Source organism: Colwellia sp. Bg11-12 (assembly GCF_014076955.1).
GTDB lineage: Bacteria > Pseudomonadota > Gammaproteobacteria > Enterobacterales > Alteromonadaceae > Colwellia_A.
In genome coordinates, this window is the sequence record NZ_JACGUZ010000074.1 from 37,131 (window position 1) to 54,523 (window position 17,393).

The following is a 17,393-nucleotide window of genomic DNA, read 5'->3' on the forward strand; positions in this document are numbered from 1 at the left end:
ACTCTTATTCTTTTGACGTTAGTTTTGCCGTTAAACTGGCATCAGCATCGGGTGACAAAGTAAAGGCAATACCTGCACTATCAATTTTTACGTTATTAGGTGCGATAGGCATGCCAGGTCCAACTCGGGCCGGACCATTAACCGCGATAATATCGGTGGCTTGTAACCCAGAAGTAATCGCCTGCAAGCTACCGTAACGCTCACCTAACTGAACAAGCTTATATTGCAAAATATTGTTTTCACCGACGGTTAAGACAAAATTATTTTTTAAGTCGGTACCAATTGCACGAGCAGGTACGATAATTTTTTCGGTGACGGCATTCGCCGCTAACTTAATACGTGCAAAAGAACCTGCGCGCAATTGGTTTTTGTCTTCATTAAATACGGCCCTAACGCGCAATGTGCCAGTAGACGAGTTTATTTGGTTGTCAATAAAATCAATGTAACCTTTATAAGCAAATTCACTTTGTCCTACTTTTTGCATAACAACTTGTTGTTGGTCAGTAGCACTAATATTGGCAAAATCGCTATTCCACGTGCGTTCATCAATGTCAAAATATGCAAACATCGCTTGGTTAGAAACAATCGTGGTTAGCACACTTTGTCCTGCTAGAATGTTATTACCTTTAGTAATATTGGCGCGAGAGATTATGCCGTCGATAGGTGAACGGATAGAGGTAAACTCTAAATCTAGTTGTGCCGCTGTTAATTGTGCCTGTAAAGCAGCAAGCTGTGCCTCGCGTTGACGTAATGTAGAGGTGCGTGATTCCGCCTGTTCAGTTGATATTGCTTTTCGCTCAGTTAACCGAATAGCACGTTTTTCTTCACTCTGCGCTTGATCTAATGCTGCTTTTGCACTGTTAATTTGTGCAGCCAAACTCGCGACTATTGCTAGAAATGGACGGTCATCTAGTTTAAAAAGAAGATCACCCGTTTTTATCTGCTCACCTTCATTAAAGGCAATATGATCAATTACGCCAGAAACACGAGGTTTTAATGCGACTTGCTGTGGCGCTTCTAAGCGTGTGGTATAGGTATGCCAATTTTGTACAGACTTCACCAGAACTTCTGCTACATCAATTGACTGCAGTTGTTGTTGCTGTGTATTTTGACTAGGCTCTTCTGAGCAACCTAATAAGGTTAAGCTGGCCAGAGTAATAGCTACTGCGATTAAATGTTTATTCATGATGAGACCTCTTTTAATTTGGTCGCAATTTTACGGAATAAACCTGTTGATAAAAACCATAGATTTTGCATTTAATTAGTGCCAAAATGGCACCAATAAAAATATTAAGTTGAAGAAATATGGATACAACCAGTCGGTTATTAATGTTACTTGAAGTTGTTGAACAGGGCTCTTTTATTAAAGCAGCAGAAGTTCGCAATATCGACCGTTCCGTTATTTCTAAACAACTGAGTCGCCTAGAAGAACAATTAGGGGTTAGGCTGCTTAACCGCACAACTCGGTCATTCTCTTTAACAGCGGCTGGCGCAGAGATGGTTAAAAAAGCAGCTGAGCTAAGAGAGTTACTGGGCGAAACAGTCCGTATGGCTGAAAATTATCATTTAGAGCCGCAAGGTGTCCTTAAAATAACCTCTTCAACCTTATTTGGTAAACGCTACTTGCAGCCGGTGATTAACGACTTTCAAATGCGTTTTCCTCAAGTTGAAGTTGAGCTGCGCTTAGATGATCGTGTTATCGATATAGTTTCAGAAGGCTTTGATTTAGCGTTTCGTATCGGAGAGCCAAAAGATTCATCATTAATCGCGCGAAAAATTGCCCGCAACCGCTTGTTAATTTTGGCTACACCGGCGTTTGTCGAAAATTATGGTATGCCTAAAACTATTGAAGATTTAACTCAATTACCTGCAGCGAGTTATGCGAGTACATCTTTTAAGGTGGAAGGGGTACGTTACTATGATCAAAATGGTGAAGCTAAGGAGCAGAAGCTGAACAGTATCTACAGAGCAAACGATGCAGAAGTTTTGTTAATGAAAATACTGTCAGATACCGCATTTTTTGTCGCACCTGCTTTTGTTCTCGATAATGAAGTCAAAGATGGCCGTTTAGTTCCGTTATTAACCGATGTTAAATTAATGGAATACGGTGCTATTTATGCAGTATATCCTCATCGTGACCTTCCTGTTAGAACGCGACTCTTTTTTGATGCTGTGCGCGAATATTTAGGAAAAGATATCCCTATTTGGGAACGTGCCATTCCCAATTTTGAGCAATTATATTAGTCGTTTATATTTTATGTTGCTATTTCTTAGAGGGGCTAGCTGCTTGAACTCGTTTTATTTGATTACTTACATCAGCTAAGTTTCCTGTTTTAATCCAAACTTTTGCACCATGACTTTTTGCTGTGACTATTAATGAATCACCTAAAGGTAAACGCATCCAACTATGCTGTTGTAATAAGTCATCTCCTGCTTGTATTTCACCGTTTAGTACAAGAAATTCTGCTCCATCGGGTGCTAAAAAATTCATTTTTGCATTCGATTCAAAATTAAAAACTGACACTTCTTCTATTTCGTCTTTGTATAAAGGGGTAATAGATACACCCGCTGCTTGAGAAGGAATCGTGGGTATATTATCCATCATAAGACTTACCTGTGTTCTATCTTCAGGTTGAAATTGCCACAGTTTAACAAAGATAATACAACCTTGGTCGGATCGGGGAGTATGACTCGATTGCGGAGGATTTCGAACATAAGAACCAGCAGGATAATCATCATGCTCATCTTGAAATACCCCATCAAGCACAATAAATTCTTCACCACCGGTATGAACATGAGGAGAGAATTTACTCCCTTTTGCGTATCGCACAATTGAAGTTGCTCTTGCTACTTCACCGCCCACTCGGTCTAATGGTCTTCTGTCTACGCCTGGCATAGGCGAAGTTAGCCATGCTAATGCCGTGCTGTGAACGATAGCTCTTTTCTCAAAATCAGCTAGAATTTCCATAATTAATCCTATTTAAAACCATGATATATGAAGTTAATCACTATTAAGTGATGCTAGATACATCACTTAATATAACCGTCGTTACTTTTACTTTACGCTAGGGCGGTCAGCCACTTTAGCGCGCCACGTGATTAAATGTGTATATTCATTGGGTATGGCTATTTTTGCAAAATCAGCAAAACCAAGACCAGCAAACAAGGTAATGTCAGCCACGGTAAACGTTTCCCCTGCGACATAAGCGTTAGTACTTAAAATATCATTGAAATATTTAAAACCGGCAAGGGCTTTTTCGCCTTGTTTATTTCCCCACTCTTTATTTTGATATGTTTCTAAATCTGGTCCTAAGCCTTCTGTGGCATGGTGGAAATAAGTGGCGACAGCATCAAGTACCATCGATTCAGCTCTGCGTTGCATCATACTGATAACCGCACGCTCTTTTGCTGATCTTCCTGTTAACGATATGCCATCAAACGTGTGATCGATATATTCAATAATAGCAGAACATTCAGCTATACAGGTGCCATCATCAAGTTCTAATACCGGTACGCTTGCTGCTGGGTTTTTAGCAATAAAAGGGTCACCTCTGTGTTCACCGTTCATAACATCAATAGCAATAAAATCAACTTTATCAACTGCATTTTTTTCTGCTAATGCGATACGTACACGCAATGGATTGGGAAAACCTTCAACATCATATATTTTCATATTTTATCTCTAATTAATTTGTTTTGTATTATTTGGCTATCTACTGGTAGGTAGTTTGGTGGGTTTTATTTATATTGTCAAATTTTATTTATGATGAGTTTTTACTGAAGATTTAAGTTGCTTTAAAATATATTGCTGGTTATCATTTATCTATCGGTAGGTAGATTTTTTTGAGTATATGAATAATAAACGTGTAATTATTGTTGGTGGCGGGTTGGCTGGTTTATATACAGCCTTTCAATTGGAACAATTGAATATTCCTTATCTGCTCATTGAAGCGAAAGATATTTTTGGTGGTCGAATATACAGTGAACAACCTGAAGTGAATGACGATAAAACGCTATGGTATGATCTTGGTCCAACATGGATATTTCCTCATCACCACCGTATGAAAACATTAGTGGCAAATTTAGACCAGCAACTTTTTCAGCAGCACATTGAAGGAGCGGTTGTTTATCAGGAAAATGTAAATACTCAACCACAAATTATTGAAAATGGCCAAGGACAATTATTACATCGTTTAACTGGGGGCTTATACAAGCTTATTTTAGCGCTACAAGCCAAGTTATCAATATACAACTATCAACTTGGTAGCTCTGTTAATAACGTAGAAAAAATAAATGGTATTTGGCAGGTAACAGTAAAAAATAGAAAAGATACTTCAACCGTCGTGCACCAAGCAGACCACTTAATCTTAGCGCTACCACCTAGAATTATTTGCCGATACTTAACACCTGAAAATTGGGCGAGTAAAAGGCTTACCCAGGCATTAGTTTCCGTACCAACCTGGATGGCAGGTCAAGCCAAATTTGTAGCGACTTATCAAAAACCTTTTTGGCGAAATAAGGGGTTAGCAGGGCAGGCCTTTAGTCGAACTGGACCGATGGTTGAAATTCATGACGCATCAGCAAAAAATCAACAGGGGTTTGCTTTATTTGGTTTTATTGGACTTTCACCTCAAGCTATCAAAAGTATATCAACAGAGCAGTTAAAAGCCCTTTGTATTGAGCAACTCAGGCTATTGTTTGGCGACGAAGCACAACAATACGATCAGTGTTATTTAAAAAGTTGGGGCAATGATGATTACGTTGCTATAGAGCAAGATAGAACAGATCCTCCTGCACATCCTGACTTTAACATATTGGGTTTTTCTGATGAGCTATCATCATTGAATTTATATCTAGCAGGTAGTGAATTTGCTCAGCAAGACGCAGGCTACCTTGAAGGGGCTATTTGTGCTGCCGATATAGCGATAGGCTCACTAAAAAAAGAATTTGATTATATTAACTAGAGAGAAAATAAAATGAGTGAAAGTTCTTATGCTTTATATTACAAGGTTCATTGTCCATATTGCCAGCAAGTCATAGCGTCAATGAAAGCTAAAAATATAAATATTGAATTACGTGACACGGACAAAGTGGTTGCCTTTAACAAGGAATTAATTCAAAAAGGGGGAAAGAAACAGGTACCTTGTTTAAAAATCATTGAAAATGGGCAAGAATCTTGGCTGTATGAGTCTGGAGATATTATTAAGTATTTGAATAAAATAACGTAGTCATTGATAATAGATGAAACTACTGATTAGTCGTAATAGCAGTAAAAAACTATATTATTTACGTAACCCTTCGAATAGCATTTATTTATGAATAAAAAATCTCAAATACTCAAATTAGCTGAAAATAAAGTAAGATCTGGTGGCTATGGTAACTTTAGCTTTAGGGAACTGGCTGATGAAATTGGCATTAAAAGCTCAAGTGTTCATTACTATTTTCGTACAAAAGCTGATTTAGGTGCCGCACTAGCACACCAGTACGTAGATGAGTTTTTAGCGTTATTAAATGCTGAAAAAGCAAAGTTAAAGGGCCGTAGTGCGATTAATCTCTATATTAATGCTTTTAAAGCGGCATTAGAAAAAGACAATCAAATGTGTTTATGTGGCTTGTTAGGCGCACAATCTGATGCACTGCCAGAGCAAGTCAAAATAGAAATAAAACGCTTTTTTGAATTAAATATATACTGGTTACAAACAGTGTATATAGACGAAAAAGGTTTAGCAGTAGACATTGCTAAAACTAAAGCTATTCAGTTATTAGCCACTTTAGAAGGTATGATGATCTTAGCAAAAGTGTTAGACGATACAACGGCTTTTGACAGCCTTAATGATTATATCAATGAGGACATTTAATCGAGTCTATTGATGATAGTGTTACTTGCCACTCATCATATTTAGCTGATCATTTCTTTACTTCAAAGTGCAGAAAAATAGTGAGGCTAAGTAGTAGAGCATAGTTAAGGAGGTCCTTAAAAATATAAAAAATGCCATTAAATATAGAGACATTCTTACAACACTCTTTTTATCGTGGTAACAACGGCTAAGGGACTGCCAAATGATTAACACTCTTTTCATCTAAACTTTCTTGCCACGTTTCTGGCATTTTCTCCATAATTCGCACTAATAATTGCTTAGCCACTGCTTTATCTTCTAATTGCTCTGATGAGTGTGACAATATTGTTGCCCATAAATAGCTTTTTGCTAAAAGCCTATCTTTATTGATTTGTGCTTTGGTAAACACTTGCCAATACAATAAAGCGGTTGGCATATAAGCTTTTTTGTATTTTCCTAATGCCGCGATTTCATACCAGTGCAAAGCCTCTTTTTCGTCGACATTCATGCCAATTCCTTGATCATAAAATTGTGCTAAAAGATAAGCTGAACTGGGCGATTTTTCACTCGCAACATGCTGTAGCCAGTTAAAAGCTTGTTGATAATCTTGCGGGAAATATTGACCATAAAAATACCACTGAGCAAGCTTGTTTTGTGCACTAATCGAGCCTTGCTGAGCGGCATCAAGGCAAAGCCGTTGCCCAGCCATTAAATCAACTTTAAAGCCATCACCGGAAAGTAATAATTCGCCAGCCTGACATGCTCCTGACGGTATTCCTTGTTCAAACGCTTTTATAAACCAATGGTAAGCCAATTTTTTGTTTTGCTTAACTCCTTGTCCTTCAAAAAAGCATTGCCCCAATGATTGCATAGCGCCTGGCATATTATTTTTTGCTGCTTTTTGATACCACTGACAGGCGGTTGAACGGTTGGGGATGATCCCCCAGCCTAGATCGTAAAATAACGCGACAGTAAATTGCGCAAGACCATTTTCTAAATTGGCTTGTTCTTTAAAGGCTATTAATGCGGCTTTATATTGCTGCTTTGCCAGTAATGCTTGAGCATTACTTAATGGGCCTGCCCAATCATCAATATTGTTGGCAAAAACAGGTGGTTTCAAGAGTATTAGTAGAATAAAAACAACAAGGCCGGTAGTTAATCGACCTTGAATTATTTGACCTTTACATGATTTAGTCATATTAATTACGCGACGGGAAAATACCTTGTAAGGCAATTAACCAAGTGAGCGAAAGGTAAGGGCCGCGAATATTAAAGGCTTGACTACTCCCATTATTATTAACCACGGTATTGGATGTGGAACTTACCTCAACACCTAAACTTAATGCAATCGCATCAGCTCTCATATCGACATTAGGAGCACCACTACTATAAATATTTTCCCGATTCGGGCTATTGGCTAAAACCGCATTCGTAGGTGAATTAGTTGTACTACTTGATGCTAATGCACGTAACGCTATTGTGGTAGCACTGGTGTCGACAACATTGCTCGTTGTGGTTGTTGCAGTATGATTATGAGCTGGCATTTGTAAAACATTTAAGGTATGGGTTTCTGACCCACCTCTTTGTCCTAAACGGTAATTACCAAGTCCGGGTCCTTGTCCCTGACCAATAGGAGAGCGGCCACGTAAATCGGGTAAGCCAAAAGTTGAACGACCATCGCCCCCAAAGGTTGTGCCAAGAATGGAAAATAACGCGGTATTACTTGAAATAGCCAGTAATTGCCCTTCAGCTTTTGCCCAACTTCGAATAGTAAAATTACCACCAAAAGCGCACATTCCCCCTAAATATGGTTGAGAAGAGCAGGCCGATGCTTTCATCGGCATCGTGATAGCCGTGATACTAAATCCTAAAATGCAGCTTAATTTTATTACTTTTACAATATTCATTTCTATTATCCTTAATTTGTAAAAAACCATTAATTATTTATTTTGCGCTTTACTTGTAATAGTGCCATCGCAATAAAAAACAGTATAAATGTACTAGGCTCTGGCACTTGTGATGGTGGCTGTACCGCAGTTAAATTATCAGCAGATAAAATACTGATAAACGCGCTACTGCGCCCATTAAAAAAAGCATCATTGCTAAATGCCCCTCCATCCATTCTTACCAACGCTGAGAAGTTATTTGAAGCTCCTGCCGCCAACGTAATATCAAAAAGAAAGGTACCACTATCTGATAACGAAGCTCCATTGGTGCCGGGAAATGTGCTACCTAGTACATCACCTATTTCATCACCAAAACGACGATCTGAGGTTAAATCAGAAGCGAATATTTCATCGGGTGAGTCAACGAGTGGGCCATCAAAGAGATTAACTTCTGCATTAACAAAAGCATCAGAGCCGTTATCAATAAAAGTACCATTACCCTGTGCATGGGCAGAGACTGAATAGGCTAATTCAAAAAATATTTGATAAGTATCTGTTGCCGAGCTATTGAGTAATGAAAAATCGATATCAAAGAAAAAATCAGGAACTTTACTTATTGCACCCGAAGTCGAAGAGCCAATAGCACTAACGCCAACGCCATCTCCAAAATCAGTCAATGTCCCTGTTAAAGGGTTTGCACCTGTTGGCGTGAGATTAGCAATAGAGGTAAGTGTCGTGCCGCCACCAATAACAAGTGACATATCGGCATTTTGACTGGCGTTACCTGTGGGAGAAGCTGAATTAGTGGTATCGAGTTCAGCGTTACCGGTAATAGAGATATCTAGCGGAATTAACCCCGCAGTAACTGTTGGTGCAATTAAAGTAAAAGCACATAGAATAGAACAAAACCTGAGAACTTTACGCATCCGTGTAATCCTTTTTAAAGTGGTTGATGAGTCATATGCAAGGTTTAAACCCTTTTATTAATTGGTTATAAAAACAACAGTTTGTAATGTGTAGTGAAATGACAAAAAGATAAAATGTAAAAATTACTGACATTATTTATACTGACATATTTATTATTTCTAAATTCTCTTTGAAAATATTAACCAATAGAATAAGTATCTTCTGAACCTTCTTTGAATTTCAAACGTATTTAATGACATTTTTCTATGATAAAAAGTCCATAATGTTGTGTACTTAACTTTTGGCTGAGAGTTGAGAAAGTATCGCTTTATCGTAATGTTGAACCAATATTTTAGCCTGACGACTCGATATGGAATGGGCTAAAAGCACTCAGGAATAACAGCTGTGAACATTAATAGTTTTTTAAAGCTAAATAAAACAAATGGGGTTTATGTATGCCACGAATAATTAAAAATGGTTTTTTGGTGATTTTTAGTTCATTTTTTTTAACTGCATGTAGCTTTAGTTTTATTTATAACCACTTGGATTGGTGGAGTAATTGGTACCTTGATGATTACGTTACACTAAACCAAGAGCAGCAACAGTTATTTGATACTGCATTTAACGAACTTCATTTTTGGCACAGACAAACACAACTCAGAGAGTACACACTTCAACTTATAACGCTTAAAGAACAAGTTAACCGAGGTATTACCGATATTGAGGTCAGTGAGCATTTAGTGCATGTTAAAAATCATTGGATCACGGTACGAGAAAAAGCAAAGCCTAAACTTATAGAATTAGTTTCCACTTTAGATAGTATTCAAAGAAAACAAGTTATTGATGAAATTGCCAGTAAAAATAAAGAGCGTGATGATGACCAAGAACAACTCACCAAAGAGCAGTGGTTTAAAGAACAATGTAAAGAGCAACAAGAACAGCTTAAAAAGTGGGTAGGGAAGTTAACACCTGCTCAAAAGTCAGAAGTGTGTAAGCTTATGCAAGCGTTCTTACCCACATTTAATCATAGAATGGACTACCGAACAAAGTGGCATTCAGGTTTAAAACAAGTGTTATCAATTGATTTAAATAAGCAACAATATGAAGTTATGTTCACGGAACTTATCTCAAACCCTGACACGTTAAAGTCTGAAGAATATAGAATGCTGTCTAAAAATAATATGGAAACATCCGTAAGAGTATTCCATTACTTGATGAATCATTTAACTGATAAACAACGTAAAAAATTCAATGATAAATTAGATGATTTCATTGAAGATTTAACAACGCTTGAAATGGATTTTTAGCGAAAAAAACGGTTCGGAATATACGATTTAATAAATGACATTAAGTCAGTTTTTTTGTAACTCACCGATATCGTTTTAATTTATGATTATAATTTCTTTTAATGCCTATTAAGGTAATTACAATTTTTAAAACATAAAGTAAACTAAAGCATGACTTATTCCGTATAGTTATTAAAATTTAAACGTGCCGTTAATACAAGGCGCTATTTACATGTAATTATCCTATAAAAAATTTGAGAGAGTGTTAGATGAGCGATATAAATTCACCCAAAAAATCGGTGGAAGCCTTGGAAGTCAGTAAAAAGCCTGTCGTTTGGGGGGTTCACTTAATTGTGACCATTATTATATTTATTATTGCTTTCTCAATCATTGCCGCAATGTTTGCCAGTAAACCTAGTGTGAAAAAGTGGGGTGGAGGACCACCGGCTTCAGTTGGTGTAGAAACAGTAAAATTAACAGCGTCTAATTATCCTGTTTGGATTGAGTCTTATGGCTCTGCTGAGCCATTAACGCAAACACAACTAGTTGCAGAGGTAAATGGTCGTGTTATCGAAGTAGCTAATAATATTCGTGCGGGTGCATCTTTTAAGGCCGGTGATGTTTTACTCTCTATAGATCCCCGTGATTACCAAATAGAAGTCGATGTTGCTAAATCAACGGTTGCTGATGCATGGGTTAAATATAAAGAAGAGTTGGCGCAAGCTGATGTCGCGGAACAAGACTGGAATATACAGCCAGGTAGTGATGCAGGACGTGATTTAGCACTTAGAAAACCACAAGTTGCTGCAGCGTTAGCGTCTTTTGATGCATCAAAAGCACGTTTAGCGAAAGCTAAACTGAATCTCGAAAGGACACAAGTAAAAGCACCATTTGATGGGAAGATTTTAAAGCAAATGGTTGATTTAGGACAAGTGGTTAACCCTTCTCAAACAATTGCTGAAATATACTCAACCGATTTTATTGAAGTCAGGCTGCCGGTAAAAGCACAAGACTTAGCACATATTCAATTACCAGATGATTATCATACCCCAGGAAACACTCCTATAAATAACCAAGCAAACTTACCTATTGTGCTTTTTGAAGGGGAACTAGGCGGTAAAACTTATACTTGGGAAGGTAAATTAGTTCGCAGCGAAGGCGCATTTGATTCATCTACTCGAATGCTTTATGTCGTTGCCAAGCTCGACAATCCATTTGTTAGCTCAGAGCAATTGCCAGCATTACGCGTAGGGCAATTTTTAAGAGCGAAAATTGAAGGCACACAATTGATGAATGTTTATGCGATTCCAAGACGAGCGGTAAGTCAGAGTAATATGGTTGCGGTCGCTGAAGAGGGAGTATTACAAAAGCGACTAATTACTCCTTTGTGGACAGATAAAGATTCGGTAGTTATTTCTGCGTCGCCACAAGCAGATACCATTAACAATTATGACAAACTGATTAATTCCACTGACCAACTTATTTTAACGCCAACCGCCAATTTGGCTGCTGGTACACGTGTAAAGTCATTGAATGATGTGAACGTTAACGAACAGTTAGCCACCAATAAGTCTTTAATATTTCCCGTTAAAAAAGATACCAAGCCAAGCGATAATAGCCCAGTAACTTTACCCGCAGTAAATAAAGCGGCCGCTAACTCATCCACACCGACGCAAAACTAGGAGCTTATTATGCATGGATTAATCGCTTGGTTTGCTCGCAACGATGTTGCAGCTAACCTTTTAATGTTAGTTATTGTGGTTGCTGGACTTTATAGCTTATCAAATAAAATTCCTGTCGACCTGTTTCCTGAATTTGAAATTAATACCGTGCAAGTTAGTACAGTATTGCCGGGAGCTTCGCCACAAGAAGTGGAAGAAGGGTTAACAATAAAGATTGAGGAAGCTATTCAAGATATCCCTGGCATTCGTGTAATGACTTCACGTTCTAATGAAGGAAGTTCAAGTGTCACGGTTGAAGTTGAAGACGGTTTCGACGTAAGAGAAATGCTTGATGAGATGAAAAGTCGAGTTGACGCAATCAATAACTTTCCTGTCGAAGCTGAGCGACCACTTGTTACAATGCCACAGCGAAAACGCGATGCCATTGGTGTTGTGATGTATGGTGATTATGACAGTTTAACGTTACGTCGTTTGGCTGAAGATGTTCGAGACGAACTAGCTGCGTTGCCTGAAGTGTCACAAGTTAGTGTTGACAATTCACTGCGTTTTGAAATATCGATTGAAATACCCGAGTGGTCTTTAAGAAAATACGATCTGACATTAGAACAAGTTGCTGATGCCTTAAGGCGCAATTCTACAGATGTTTCTGCAGGTAATTTAAAAACAGCAGGCGGGGATATTTTTATTCGCAGTATTGGTCAAGCTTACAGAGCAAGTGATTTTAGCCAATTACCTATTTTAACCGATAAAGATGGTACGTTAATTCGCTTAGGTGATATTGCCGTGCTACGTGATGAGTTTGAAGAAACCTCTTTAAGAACAAGATTTAACGGTATACCTGCGATAGAAGTAGAAGTGTTTCGTGTCGGTGACCAAAGCATTATTGATGTAACTGATGCGGTTAAAAATTATATTTTAAGTAAGCAAGAAGCGTTACCTGAAGGTTTAACGATGACCTACTGGCGAGATCGCAGTAAGTCGATAAAAGCACGATTGGCGACACTCACTAAAAGTGCATGGCAAGGCGCACTATTAGTTATTTTATTGTTAGCTTTATTTTTAAGACCTGCCGTTGCCTTGTGGGTGTGTATTGGCATTCCTATGTCTTTTATGGGGGCGTTTATTTTGATGCCTGTCTTTGGTATATCACTTAACCTAATGAGTTTGTTTGCTTTTATTTTAGTGCTGGGGATCGTAGTTGACGATGCGATTGTTACCGGTGAGAATGTTTATGAACATATGCAGCGGGGCACAGATCCTCTTACTGCTGCTATTAAAGGTACGCAAGAAGTTGCTGTACCAGTGACTTTTGGTATTTTAACCACCGTTGCTGCTTTTATTCCGCTTGCTTTATTAGAAGGTCGGGGCAGTTGGTATCAAAGCATTCCTTATGTCATTGTGCCTGTTTTACTTTTTTCATTGATAGAATCTAAATTAGTGTTACCTGCGCATCTTAAACATATTAAACCACGCACAGGCGCGCCATCTCGGTTAACCCGTATTCAAATGGCGATATCAAAATCGTTAGAGACTTTTATCGCCAATTTTTACCAACCCTTACTGGCATTAGCGCTACGTTGGCGTTACGCGACGCTCGCTATTATGCTGTCGTCATTATTTATTATTATTGGCGCGCTTGCTAGTGGTCAAACTAAGTTTGTATTTTTCCCTCGAGTACAAAGTGAAGTTGCAACAGCAACGCTGACAATGCCAGCAGGTACTGCTTTTGAAAGTACTGACCGTATTGTGGCTCACATGACAAAACAAGCGCAATTATTACAAGCTAAATATATTGACCCTGAATTGGGTGAATCGATTATTAAGAATATTTATTCTATCAGTGGTGGACGTAACTCAAGTACCGGTCGGGTCCGCGTAGAAACTATTCCGCCAGAAGACCGCAGTTTAGAAATTGGTACACAACAGCTGGTTGCTGAGTGGCGAAAAATGGTTGGACAAGTTGCGGGTGCTGAGCAATTAAATTATCGTGCTGAAATAGGTTGGAGCAGGCCAGCAATTAATATTGAATTGCGAGGGAAAAATGCCGACGATTTAGCTGCGTTAGGTGAAGAGTTCAAAGGTAAATTAAGCGAGTTTTCTGCGGTTTCTGATGTTGAAGATTCAATGTCTGATGGTAAAGAAGAATTACAATTAAAACTCAAGCCAGAGGCGACTTTGCTTGGACTTAACTTGAATATGGTTGCTAGGCAAGTGCGCCAGGCCGTATATGGCTTCGAAGTTCAGCGTATTCAGCGTGGGCGAGAAGAAGTTCGAGTGATGGTGCGATACCCTATTGCAGCCAGGCAGTCGATTGAAACATTAGAACAGATGATGATAAGAGTAGGGGAGCGTCAAGAAGTGCCTCTATGGCAAATTGCTGACATTGTGCCAGGGTTAAGCCCTTCAAGTATTTTACGTATTGATCGCCAACGCACGCTTTCTGTAACGGCTGATTTTAATAAAGAGCAAGGTAACTTATCGGCTGTACAAGAAGAGTTAAGCGAGTTTTTGCAGCAAGCTATTAGCGGCTACCCCGGTCTTAGCTATGAAATGGCGGGAGAGGCGAGAGATCAAAAAGAGTCTTCTCAAGAATTAAAGTTTGGCATGTATGGTTTGTTATTGGTGATATATATTTTACTCGCCATTCCTTTTAAAAGTTATTCTCAGCCATTAGTTGTCATGATGGTAATCCCATTTGGTATGGTTGGCGCCGTAATAGGTCACTGGATAATGGGGATGGATTTAACCCTACTAAGTTTGATGGGAGTATTAGCTTTATCAGGTGTTGTCGTTAACGATTCCTTGGTGCTTGTTGACTATATCAATAAAAAGCGTTCAGAAGGTGTCGCAGTATTCGATGCTGTTTATGCGGCTGGCGGTCGACGCTTTAGGCCAGTATTACTTACGTCGCTGACAACATTTGCCGGTTTAATGCCACTTTTATTTGAAAAAAGCACGCAAGCACAATTCTTGATTCCAATGGCAGTAAGCTTGGGCTTTGGCATTTTGTTTGCAACGATAATTACGCTATTTTTAGTGCCAATTAACTACCTAATTATGGAAGACATTAAGCGCTACAGCATTCGTTATAAAAATGACATGGCTTGGTTACTACGTAAAGGTGTTAATAAAATTAAACCGTCGTAATACTTAACGTTAAGTCGTTAGGGTTTTAGGTTTATGAGATGTTTAAATTACCAATCGCTTAATGGGATTGGTAATTTTTTTGCCTTTATTTTTGTCTTTAATAGATAATTAAACTTATTTGAATAGTTGAATAGATAAACTCAGTATTTTTTAAATGTACGGGTTGAGCTTAAATTGCGTATTGAACTTTTTACTAACAATTGTGAGCGGTTACTAGCGGATAGATGTAGGGATAAATATTTTATCTAATAATGATTTTTTTTCTGGGTCACAGTCATTAGTAGACTGATTTTTAAACATTGCAATAACAGCCTTTCGCTTCTTTAACCACAATATTTGCGTTATATCCTTTTAGGTAGTTATTCAACATGGTTTGAGCATAACCTGTAGTTTTTGAGCAAGCCAAACCCTGCCCATAAGGACCGAAATAGACAACTTTTCCTGACTCATCTATCAGTGCAACAGATGGAGTGGAAGGGATTACATTGTGCTGCTTAACGACAACATTTTTAACAATGAAATTATTAACGTCAGCTAATTTATTGAGATCTTGAATATGTTTTTCACTGAAGTTTTGACAATCACAACTGGGTGTAGAGAAATGTAATATGGTATTGCGACCTATTTTATTTTCTTGATGAGTATAGCGGGTAAAGTAACCAGAAAGCTCTTGATATTCAATACCTGCTAACTTATTACTCTCATCAAAATCAACAAGCCTACCTTTGGTAAAGTAACCAAATGCAGATAGCGTAAAAACTATCCACACGGTGAGTACTCCAATTTGGAACTTTGTCATAAAGTTATTTAAAACGAGCAATATTAAGCGCCATAGCACTCGATGTATTAGTAACACTATTCGCTTCTTGAGCCAATGCTTCAACTCGTTCTCTATCTATTAAAGCTGTGTCCCTCAAGGTTTCTGCACTTTTTGCTATATCTGCTGTGGTTACCGATTGTTGTTCAATCGCAGCCGCTACATTCATTGATATAGCACTGGCATGTTCAACGAGTATTGATGCTTGAGATATTTGTTTTTGGGCATTATCAGCACTTTCAATCACGGATTGCACAATGGCTATACTATGAGTCATAGAGTCTGTAGTTAACTTAGAATAATTTTTCAAAAGAGACAGTGTTTGACCTATTTTGTCTGTACTTTCTTTTGTTCGAGTGGCTAATGCTCGTACTTCATCGGCGACAACAGCAAAACCTCTGCCTTGTTCTCCTGCTCGAGCAGCTTCTATTGCAGCATTTAATGCTAATAAATTTGTTTGCTCTGCAATTCCACTAATCTCAGATAATACTTTTGAGATCGCTTCAGTAGAGTTTGCTAGGTCGTTTACCTGTTCACTGGTTTTTTCTAATGCAGATGTTAAGTTTTTGTTTTGCTCATTAATACTCATTATTTCTTCGTTAGACGATTTAGTGTAATTGGTTGCTTCTTGCATCTGATCACTTAACTGGTTAGTTTCTTCCGCTATGGATGCAACGGTTACCGCCATTTCTTCTGCAGAGGCAGCAATAACTTCAGTTTCCTGTTGACGCTGTGCTGTAGAACTTTCGAGTTCTGTTTTCGTCTTATTTAAGTTTAATGAATTAGTATTTAATTCGATAACTTGCTCTTTTACACCCTGAATTACGCTTGCTAATAGCCCCAGCAACTCATTAAATGACAGTAAAGTGCTATTATTATTTGCTGTTGTTTTGATGTTTAAGTCAATTGCGTTCACATCCGCAGTTAATGTGGTGGCAACTAAAGATAATTCTTTACCGGCTTCACTCTCTACTTTCATAGAATGTGCTATGTAACCGGCAATAATCGACTCAGCAATTGCGTACACCGCATGAATGATTACCGTTGTAAATAAAAGCCTTTCCTCATCAAATATAAATACCCCTGTATCATTTACCTGAAGGAAGTAAAAAGAAACATGATGTATTGCGACCACAAGGATAGCGGTAATAAATACTCGCCAATCCTGAAAAATGATTAAAAAAGCCAATAAAATGAAAATTTCAAAATGAACTTCAATTAAACCGTTTGCCTGATGAATGTGCAAAGCAGCAAATATCATTGCTGAAAGTGCTGATATATGGCCAGCAATAGCTTTATTTGCCGCGGTCTTATAAAAATATATCGGCACAAGTAAAGCAGGTAAACCTATGACAAATGCAGATAAGTATGAATCATAGATAAAACCTAACAGTAAACTTTCAGCAAACAATACGCTAAAAAGATATGTAAATAATTTATTGTTTTTATTCATTTTTTATCCATTTTTAAGTGTAATTATTATCGGTTTTTTATACAAACTCAACATTGATATATGAACTTTAATAGGGGGTTTACAAAAATTAACTTTGTAAGTGCTTGTAAGTCATTACTTAAAGTAACGTATTTTATATAACATTAGTTGAGTAGCCTAAACAAATCAATAAACCGATATTGTTAATAGTTAAAGAACGGTTATTTATAGAAGGTTACCTGTCATTTAATTTATGACTTAAATACACCATCTTGCCAATCATCTCCTAGTTTATCGCCAATATATCTGCTGAACATTTGTCGAACGTTTGTCGAACGTTTTGCGAAGCATTAACAATATCTAACGCATCCAGTTTCTCAAAAAATCTCCTTTTCTGGGC

General features: G+C 37.9%; 15 protein-coding genes. 7 read left to right on the forward strand and 8 right to left on the reverse strand.

Features of this window, described 5'->3' with window-relative positions; genetic code table 11:
• Positions 1-4: 4 nt before the first annotated feature.
• The gene (locus H4J39_RS12855) at positions 5-1,186 is read right to left on the reverse strand and encodes an efflux RND transporter periplasmic adaptor subunit (protein WP_182228826.1); all 1,182 of its coding nucleotides are present in this window, start codon (positions 1,184-1,186) and stop codon (positions 5-7) included.
• Positions 1,187-1,305: 119 nt separating this feature from the next.
• Between H4J39_RS12855 and H4J39_RS12860 the strand changes: the two genes are divergently transcribed.
• The gene (locus tag H4J39_RS12860; RefSeq protein ID WP_182228827.1) at positions 1,306-2,244 is read left to right on the forward strand and encodes a LysR family transcriptional regulator; all 939 of its coding nucleotides are present in this window, start codon (positions 1,306-1,308) and stop codon (positions 2,242-2,244) included.
• Positions 2,245-2,263: 19 nt separating this feature from the next.
• Here the strand turns inward: H4J39_RS12860 and H4J39_RS12865 are convergent, their stop codons facing one another.
• Both H4J39_RS12865 and H4J39_RS12870 read right to left on the reverse strand, forming a co-directional pair.
• On the reverse strand, positions 2,264-2,968 hold the full coding sequence (locus H4J39_RS12865; protein WP_182228828.1) for a cupin domain-containing protein: 705 nt from the start codon (positions 2,966-2,968) through the stop codon (positions 2,264-2,266).
• A gap of 87 nt (positions 2,969-3,055) precedes the next feature.
• A complete protein-coding gene (locus H4J39_RS12870; protein WP_182228829.1) occupies positions 3,056-3,673 on the reverse strand; it encodes a glutathione S-transferase family protein in 618 nt (205 codons plus the stop codon).
• 178 nt (positions 3,674-3,851) lie between these two features.
• Between H4J39_RS12870 and H4J39_RS12875 the strand changes: the two genes are divergently transcribed.
• The 3 genes from H4J39_RS12875 (at position 3,852) to H4J39_RS12885 (ending at position 5,858) form a co-directional block, all read left to right on the forward strand.
• Positions 3,852-4,964, forward strand: a complete 1,113-nt coding sequence (locus H4J39_RS12875) for an FAD-dependent oxidoreductase (protein WP_182228830.1) — start codon at positions 3,852-3,854, stop codon at positions 4,962-4,964.
• Between the two features lie 12 nt (positions 4,965-4,976).
• Positions 4,977-5,228, forward strand: coding sequence for a glutathione S-transferase N-terminal domain-containing protein (locus H4J39_RS12880; protein WP_182228831.1), 252 nt, complete (start codon positions 4,977-4,979; stop codon positions 5,226-5,228).
• Between the two features lie 87 nt (positions 5,229-5,315).
• A complete protein-coding gene (locus H4J39_RS12885; RefSeq protein ID WP_182228832.1) occupies positions 5,316-5,858 on the forward strand; it encodes a TetR/AcrR family transcriptional regulator in 543 nt (180 codons plus the stop codon).
• 187 nt (positions 5,859-6,045) lie between these two features.
• Here H4J39_RS12885 and H4J39_RS12890 read toward each other — a convergent pair whose 3' ends face one another.
• Genes H4J39_RS12890 through H4J39_RS12900 form a run of 3 tightly spaced genes read right to left on the reverse strand, consistent with a single transcriptional unit; the run spans position 6,046 to position 8,649 of the window.
• Positions 6,046-7,035, reverse strand: coding sequence for a tetratricopeptide repeat protein (locus H4J39_RS12890; protein ID WP_182228833.1), 990 nt, complete (start codon positions 7,033-7,035; stop codon positions 6,046-6,048).
• Position 7,036: 1 nt separating this feature from the next.
• Complete coding sequence (locus H4J39_RS12895) at positions 7,037-7,744, reverse strand: phage tail protein (RefSeq protein ID WP_220462193.1); 708 nt, start codon at positions 7,742-7,744, stop codon at positions 7,037-7,039.
• A gap of 29 nt (positions 7,745-7,773) precedes the next feature.
• Positions 7,774-8,649, reverse strand: a complete 876-nt coding sequence (locus tag H4J39_RS12900) for a PEP-CTERM sorting domain-containing protein (RefSeq protein WP_182228834.1) — start codon at positions 8,647-8,649, stop codon at positions 7,774-7,776.
• Between the two features lie 435 nt (positions 8,650-9,084).
• On the opposite strand from H4J39_RS12900, the gene H4J39_RS12905 reads away from it, so the two are divergent.
• The 3 genes from H4J39_RS12905 (at position 9,085) to H4J39_RS12915 (ending at position 14,744) form a co-directional block, all read left to right on the forward strand.
• Positions 9,085-9,936, forward strand: a complete 852-nt coding sequence (locus H4J39_RS12905) for a DUF6279 family lipoprotein (protein ID WP_182228835.1) — start codon at positions 9,085-9,087, stop codon at positions 9,934-9,936.
• A gap of 248 nt (positions 9,937-10,184) precedes the next feature.
• Positions 10,185-11,597: an efflux RND transporter periplasmic adaptor subunit gene (locus H4J39_RS12910; RefSeq protein ID WP_182228836.1), complete on the forward strand. Its 1,413-nt coding sequence runs from the start codon at positions 10,185-10,187 to the stop codon at positions 11,595-11,597.
• A gap of 9 nt (positions 11,598-11,606) precedes the next feature.
• Entirely contained in the window at positions 11,607-14,744 is a 3,138-nt protein-coding gene (locus tag H4J39_RS12915) for an efflux RND transporter permease subunit (protein ID WP_182228837.1), read from the forward strand.
• 292 nt (positions 14,745-15,036) lie between these two features.
• Here the strand turns inward: H4J39_RS12915 and H4J39_RS12920 are convergent, their stop codons facing one another.
• Together H4J39_RS12920 and H4J39_RS12925 are read right to left on the reverse strand one after the other, a co-directional pair.
• Complete coding sequence (locus H4J39_RS12920) at positions 15,037-15,543, reverse strand: DUF6436 domain-containing protein (protein WP_182228838.1); 507 nt, start codon at positions 15,541-15,543, stop codon at positions 15,037-15,039.
• 4 nt (positions 15,544-15,547) lie between these two features.
• Positions 15,548-17,014, reverse strand: coding sequence for a methyl-accepting chemotaxis protein (locus H4J39_RS12925; RefSeq protein WP_182228839.1), 1,467 nt, complete (start codon positions 17,012-17,014; stop codon positions 15,548-15,550).
• Positions 17,015-17,393: the final 379 nt, after the last annotated feature.

Excerpts from the sequence above, each read along its gene's own strand:
- H4J39_RS12855 (WP_182228826.1), bottom strand. The coding sequence starts at position 1,186 with ATGAATAAACATTTAATCGCAGTAGCTATTACTCTGGCCAGCTTAACC.
- H4J39_RS12860 (WP_182228827.1), top strand. The coding sequence starts at position 1,306 with ATGGATACAACCAGTCGGTTATTAATGTTACTTGAAGTTGTTGAACAG.
- H4J39_RS12865 (WP_182228828.1), bottom strand. The coding sequence starts at position 2,968 with ATGGAAATTCTAGCTGATTTTGAGAAAAGAGCTATCGTTCACAGCACG.
- H4J39_RS12870 (WP_182228829.1), bottom strand. The coding sequence starts at position 3,673 with ATGAAAATATATGATGTTGAAGGTTTTCCCAATCCATTGCGTGTACGT.
- H4J39_RS12875 (WP_182228830.1), top strand. The coding sequence starts at position 3,852 with ATGAATAATAAACGTGTAATTATTGTTGGTGGCGGGTTGGCTGGTTTA.
- H4J39_RS12880 (WP_182228831.1), top strand. The coding sequence starts at position 4,977 with ATGAGTGAAAGTTCTTATGCTTTATATTACAAGGTTCATTGTCCATAT.
- H4J39_RS12885 (WP_182228832.1), top strand. The coding sequence starts at position 5,316 with ATGAATAAAAAATCTCAAATACTCAAATTAGCTGAAAATAAAGTAAGA.
- H4J39_RS12890 (WP_182228833.1), bottom strand. The coding sequence starts at position 7,035 with ATGACTAAATCATGTAAAGGTCAAATAATTCAAGGTCGATTAACTACC.
- H4J39_RS12895 (WP_220462193.1), bottom strand. The coding sequence starts at position 7,744 with ATGAATATTGTAAAAGTAATAAAATTAAGCTGCATTTTAGGATTTAGT.
- H4J39_RS12900 (WP_182228834.1), bottom strand. The coding sequence starts at position 8,649 with ATGCGTAAAGTTCTCAGGTTTTGTTCTATTCTATGTGCTTTTACTTTA.
- H4J39_RS12905 (WP_182228835.1), top strand. The coding sequence starts at position 9,085 with ATGCCACGAATAATTAAAAATGGTTTTTTGGTGATTTTTAGTTCATTT.
- H4J39_RS12910 (WP_182228836.1), top strand. The coding sequence starts at position 10,185 with ATGAGCGATATAAATTCACCCAAAAAATCGGTGGAAGCCTTGGAAGTC.
- H4J39_RS12915 (WP_182228837.1), top strand. The coding sequence starts at position 11,607 with ATGCATGGATTAATCGCTTGGTTTGCTCGCAACGATGTTGCAGCTAAC.
- H4J39_RS12920 (WP_182228838.1), bottom strand. The coding sequence starts at position 15,543 with ATGACAAAGTTCCAAATTGGAGTACTCACCGTGTGGATAGTTTTTACG.
- H4J39_RS12925 (WP_182228839.1), bottom strand. The coding sequence starts at position 17,014 with ATGAATAAAAACAATAAATTATTTACATATCTTTTTAGCGTATTGTTT.